We start from the raw sequence: 5406 nt of genomic DNA, 5'->3' as shown, positions 1-5406 counted from the left end.
ATGAACCTGCATCCGGTCATCATCCTGGCGTCGGTGGCCATCGGTGGGAGCGTTTACGGTGTTGTCGGAGCGTTCCTCGCCGTTCCCCTCGCAGCCGTGGGCGCGGTCCTACTCCGATACGCCAGTGAGCAGGTGGATAGTCACGTTGTCGATCCCGTGCAGCCCATCGTCGTTCTTGATCCTGAAACAAGCACGACGACGGACCACAGTTCGGTGACGGCACGGCCTGAGCCAGAGCCGGAACACTCGGACGCACGCAGTAACACATCTACTACCGACGACGGCACGGAGGAGAACAAATAATGTCACTCTTCAACCGCCGCACAAAGCACGGTCAGGAACCGAACGACTCGGCCGCGTCGAAGGGAAGCCGCAAGGTAGACCCGACGACGAACGCGGACAACGCCTCGATGAGCGCGGACAGCGCGGAGGACCACTCTCATGACCCCAGCACGCCATTCCGCGGTGGCGAACACCACCCCGAGGTCGACCCCTCGGATGCTCCCAAGGACCGCCTGGCAGTCATTGGTGACGTCGTCTCCATCACCGCAGCCTGGTCAATACGTCTGATCCTCCTCATCGCGGGCGGCATCGTCGCCTGGCGAGCAATCGGCCTGCTGTGGCGAGGCGTTCTGCCGATCTTGATCGCCCTCATTATCTGCACGCTGCTCTGGGTGCCAACGAACTGGATGCGCAAAGCGCACTTCCCCCGGTGGCTCGCAGCCTTGGTTTCTGTGCTGGGAGCCTTGGCCATCATCGTCGGCCTCTTCAGCCTCATCGCGCCGAGTGCCGTCGAACAATCCTCCCAATTGGCGGATCAATCGATTAAAGGGCTGGAAAAGGTTCAGAACTACGTTCAAGGCCCGCCGCTTAATCTCAACGATCAACAGGTCAATGATTACCTGGACGAGGGAATCGACAAGATTAAATCCAGCTCGGATCAAATCATTGCGGGCGTCGTCACCGGTGTGAATAAAGCATCAGAATTAGCAGTGATGCTCGGCGTTATTCTGATGATCACCTTCTTCTTCCTGAAAGACGGCGATCGTTTCCTCCCGTGGCTTGGCAAAATTTCAGGTAAACGGGGCGAAGGCCACATCGTTGAACTCCTGCAGCGGTCCTGGAACACGCTCGGAGGGTTCATCCGTGCTCAAGCGGTTGTTTCCCTCATCGATGCTTTCTTCATCGGTCTGGGGCTGATCATTCTCAATGTGCCGCTTGCTCTACCGCTGGCCGTCATCACGTTCATGGGTGGTTTCATCCCCATCGTCGGTGCGATCGTCGCGGGAGCCGTCGCCGTTCTTATTGCCCTCGTATCGAATGGACTCACGACAGCATTAATCGTGCTCGCCATCATCATCGCGGTTCAGCAACTTGAAGGAAATGTTCTCTCCCCTGTTCTGCAATCAAAGGCGATGAATCTCCACCCGGTGATTGTTCTTCTCTCCGTCACCGTCGGCAGTAATTTGTACGGAATTATCGGTGCCTTCCTAGCTGTCCCCGTTATGGCCACCATTGCGGTGTGGTTGCGATACTTTAGTGAACTTATCGATAAAGAAGTTACGACCCGAAAGAAAGCGCTAAGCAATCGTCAATATACTGAAAATGTACGACGAGACTCCGAAACAACCCCAACAATGCCCGTTACCGGTCTGCCTACCAATAAATAGGACTTAAACGGGTACCCTAATTCCCTGTGTCAGAATATCGAACTCCTGCTGCCTCCCCGAGAACTTCTTCGGGGCGCTCCAACAGCAACGACAATCGGTTCTGGGGACTGCTCTGGTGGGCTCCCCTGGCGATCATCGCTGCCTCCATGGCGACCGGCATGCTCATCAGTTCGGCCGGTGACGGAACCCTGGGCCGGTGGTACTTCATTTTCTTCGTTGCCTCGTCGCTCATCACGACGCTGCTCGTCCAGGTGCAAGGGTTGCTAGTCACCGTCTGTGCGCAACCCATCCTTTTCACAGTGCTCACGCCCATCTGTTCCCTCCTCGCCGGAAAGCTGAGTGGACATTCCGAGGGCGTCGGGGTGTTTTCCAAGACCTCACTGTTGGCGAACTTCTTCCCGGTTGTCCAGCACTTCTTCGTCCTCTTCTGGACGGTCGTGATCAGCGCCATCATTGCGGTTGTGCGGTGCTGGTTGTATCGACGGCAAACCGCACGCATCACTGCACGACGTCAAACTGCCTCATCGCGAGCACCGCGGAATGGGCAACAAAAGCAACGAGCTTCTACTTCTCGTGCCCACCGGCCCCAGGAATATCGGTCTGACTCGACGAGCACGTCGGTCGATTCGGCACGCACCGATTCCCGACGGTCCTCCTCACCGTCACGACGTCACCAGCCACGTTCATATGAGACGAACCGCTCGTCGCGAGTGAGCAGCCGGTATGAGGATCGATATGAGGGCTCCGAAGTATCGCGTCGGCAGCATGACGCCCCGTCCCGGCCGACGCACCAAGGGGATCGCGAACGGTACCGCGATCAGTCTTCCACGTATCCGTCGAAGAAATTCACACCGCGGACTTACCGTCCCGACGACGGCACATCCTCCCTTCCACCCCGGACGACGCGGCCGCGGCACTCGCGTCGGGACTAAGTGGGCTGCGCGGACCGGGCAGATGCGTCCACGTCGAAACCACAGAGAAAACCCGTGGCACTCAGCACTTTCGCACGAGCTAGCAGTTATGTCCTAGGTAGCCATTAAAGTGGGGCATATGACTGCGAAACAGGATCCGACCACGTCGGGGTCACGCACCGGTCGAGGCGGACTTACCTCCCCCGAAGCCCCGTGGCCCGTCCGCATCCTCAACCGCAAAATCGGAGACTGGATTTCGAAACTCGGTTCAGTGTGGGTAGAAGGCCAGCTCACGCAGATGAAGCAGACCCGCTACTGGACGTTCCTCACCCTCCGCGATGTCGAAGCGGAGATGTCGATTGAGCTGATCGCCAAGAACCATGTCATTACGTCTCTTCCCACTCCACTGTCGCATGGTGACCGGGTCATTGTTCTGGGGAAACCGAATTATTCCGTCAGCCGTGGCCAGCTGAAGCTATCCATTACCGACATCCGCCCTGTGGGGATTGGTGAACTGCTTGCCCGCATCGAGCAACTCCGTAAACTCCTCGCTGCCGAAGGATTACTCGCGCCCGAGAGGAAAAAGCCACTCCCGGTCCTCCCCCGACGCATCGGGCTCATTACCGGCCGAGGCTCCGCTGCAGAACGCGACGTGATCTCTATCGCTCAAGAACGATGGCCTGCGGTGAACATTCGGACACTCAATCCACCAGTCCAGGGCGCCAGCGCTGTCCCTGAAGTCAAAGAGGCGCTCACCATTCTGGATCGTGATCCTACCGTCGACGTCATCATCGTGGCGCGCGGCGGCGGTTCCGTCGAAGATCTTCTTCCTTTTTCCGACGAAAGCCTCGTTCGCCATGTCAGCACGCTGAGGACACCCATCGTCAGCGCTATTGGGCACGAAACCGATAACCCTGTTCTCGACGACGTAGCCGACCTGCGGGCAGCGACTCCCACGGATGCGGCAAAACGAGTCGTGATCGATATGGCGACTGAGCTCGAGGGAATCCGTGATTGCCGGCAGCGCGGACAGCAAGCGCTCTTCAGGTGGTTGGACTACGAACGTGATCGTCTGAATGATCTGCGTCAACGGCCCGTGATGGCTGATCCGATGACGCCGATAAACCGCCACGCGGAAGATGTGGCACGCGATGCGTCGTCCATTAGGCGAAATATCACCCTTTTGCTGGAGCGAGCGAACTCCGAGATCGCTCATCTGCGCGGGCAAGTATCAGCATTGGGCCCGTCAGCAACGCTTGCACGAGGGTATTCCATCGTCCAGGTACAGCGTCCCGGTGAAGAGTCCGAAGTGGCGACCTCGATTGACCAAACCCCGCCTGGGTCCCAGCTGCGGATTCGACTCAACGACGGATCAATCGTTGCGGCCACGATGTCGACCTCGCCAGCTCAATGAGCCAACCCCACACACCACGACTAACCACACGTAACGCTTTCGAAGGAGCTACCTATGACACAGCCTGACCGCAACGATTCCGACTCATTCACCATCGGTTCCGGCGAATCCAACCCCCGCTTTAAGCCCGTCGAAGAATTATCCTACGAAGAAGCACGTCAGGAACTCATTGAAGTCGTGCGGATTCTCGAACTTGGACAGATGAGCCTTGATGAGTCACTTTTGTACTGGGAGCGTGGCGAAGCGCTGGCCCGGACCTGCGAAGACTACCTCGAGGGAGCCCGCCACCGCGTTGAGAAAGCCTTAAAGGATAGTGATTACGCCGAAGGTGAAGACGACGCTTCGGACGGGGCCGATTCTTCCGCTGACGGCTCTGGCTTTGCTTCCTGAATAGCCTTCGCCATCGTCGAGAACTCATCGGTGCTGCCAGTGCCTGATACGGCCCATCGCACGTCTTTCTTATCCACAACCCATGCCGTGCGGACGTCATCGTCGGCACCCTCAAACACATGCCACGTTGTTCCGTCGATGTCTTTGGTTCCCTTTTCTTCCCGGACTTTACCGTCGAGCCCCTGGGCTACGTCGTCGACGGATGCGCTCGTTTGAACAAATCGGATCCAGTCTTTGTCGTGGACCCACCCGACTGAGGAACCAGAATGGCCGTTGAGGTTGATCCGAAGGGCCGAATTGGGAATCCACCCCTCGGGCGACGTGGGGATGCGAACGGGATAATCGGCGGATTGTGCCTCGCTCTGTAAGAACGTGGTGTAGTCAACGCGGGTGACTTTCCCTTCTTTGGGGTTGCCAGGCTGGTAATGGCACAGGCCTGTCCCTCCGATGACGACGAACATCACGATGAGCATGACTCCGAGCGAGATAATCATGTCACGGCCGTCTTGGAAAATCCTTGGCTTCTCCACCTTTTTCGTGCGCACGCGAACGATTATGGCTGTTCGTCATGGGGGATCACAAAACCACCGGTCGATGTCGGCCACTAATCACCCACGACGGCCACTCACTATCGGTTCCGTCTTTGGCCCGCACCGCCCGCATAGCCGTGGTCACACCAACCAACAGGGAGAACCTGTGGTCACCTCCGAAAAAGTACAAGATTCACCACATTTTGCCCCTATTTGGGAGTGAGATTAATCGGCTATTGGGCGCATAAGTGAAACAATGAAGATGATCAACCCCATCACTGAAGCCAAAACAGGAGGCATGTGCCACCCATGAGTGACCACAAACAAACACCACCGGACCGTAACCTCGCTATGGAACTGGTCCGCGTGACGGAAGCCGCCGCCCTTGCCTCGGGCAGGTGGGTCGGCCGCGGAAAGAAGAATGAAGGCGACGGAGCCGCTGTCGACGCCATGCGCCAGATGATCAACACCGTGGCAATGCGCGGTGTGGT

General features: G+C 57.8%; 7 protein-coding genes. 6 read left to right on the top strand and 1 reads right to left on the bottom strand.

The features are described from left to right. From Q3981_RS09430 to Q3981_RS09410, 5 genes are all read left to right on the top strand, one after another. Positions 1-303 (top strand): AI-2E family transporter (locus tag Q3981_RS09430; RefSeq protein ID WP_368410106.1); only part of this gene is annotated, 303 nt, incomplete at its 5' end. Further along, positions 303-1670 (top strand): AI-2E family transporter, encoded by a 1368-nt coding sequence (locus tag Q3981_RS09425; RefSeq protein WP_303125622.1) that lies wholly within the window; start codon positions 303-305, stop codon positions 1668-1670. The genes Q3981_RS09430 and Q3981_RS09425, both read left to right, overlap by 1 nt. A gap of 26 nt (positions 1671-1696) precedes the next feature. Then, positions 1697-2602: a DUF6542 domain-containing protein gene (locus Q3981_RS09420; RefSeq protein ID WP_303125620.1), complete on the top strand. Its 906-nt coding sequence runs from the start codon at positions 1697-1699 to the stop codon at positions 2600-2602. A 118-nt stretch (positions 2603-2720) separates the two neighbouring features. Then, positions 2721-3995: an exodeoxyribonuclease VII large subunit gene (gene xseA, locus Q3981_RS09415; protein WP_296139723.1), complete on the top strand. Its 1275-nt coding sequence runs from the start codon at positions 2721-2723 to the stop codon at positions 3993-3995. 54 nt (positions 3996-4049) lie between these two features. After that, entirely contained in the window at positions 4050-4385 is a 336-nt protein-coding gene (locus Q3981_RS09410) for an exodeoxyribonuclease VII small subunit (RefSeq protein WP_303125615.1), read from the top strand. Here Q3981_RS09410 and Q3981_RS09405 read toward each other — a convergent pair. Then, positions 4313-4930 carry a DUF4245 domain-containing protein gene (locus Q3981_RS09405; protein ID WP_303125612.1) on the bottom strand — a complete coding sequence of 206 codons (618 nt, stop codon included), beginning with the start codon at positions 4928-4930 and terminating at the stop codon, positions 4313-4315. The two genes, Q3981_RS09410 and Q3981_RS09405, sit on opposite strands and share 73 nt — an antisense overlap. 294 nt (positions 4931-5224) lie before the next feature. Here Q3981_RS09405 and Q3981_RS09400 point away from each other — a divergent pair. After that, the coding region (locus Q3981_RS09400) for a fructose-bisphosphatase class II (RefSeq protein WP_303125607.1) at positions 5225-5406 on the top strand (182 nt) is incomplete at its 3' end.

The sequence above is a fragment of the Corynebacterium sp. genome, from assembly GCF_030530965.1.
Taxonomy (GTDB): domain Bacteria; phylum Actinomycetota; class Actinomycetes; order Mycobacteriales; family Mycobacteriaceae; genus Corynebacterium.
The sequence above is the reverse complement of the archived record's forward strand: the minus strand, read 5'-3'. Positions and strand labels throughout refer to the sequence as shown.

Bases quoted from the DNA above. Each gene is read 5' to 3' on its own strand.
- Q3981_RS09425 (WP_303125622.1), top strand. From the start codon at position 303: ATGTCACTCTTCAACCGCCGCACAAAGCACGGTCAGGAACCGAACGAC.
- Q3981_RS09410 (WP_303125615.1), top strand. From the start codon at position 4,050: ATGACACAGCCTGACCGCAACGATTCCGACTCATTCACCATCGGTTCC.
- xseA (WP_296139723.1), top strand. From the start codon at position 2,721: ATGACTGCGAAACAGGATCCGACCACGTCGGGGTCACGCACCGGTCGA.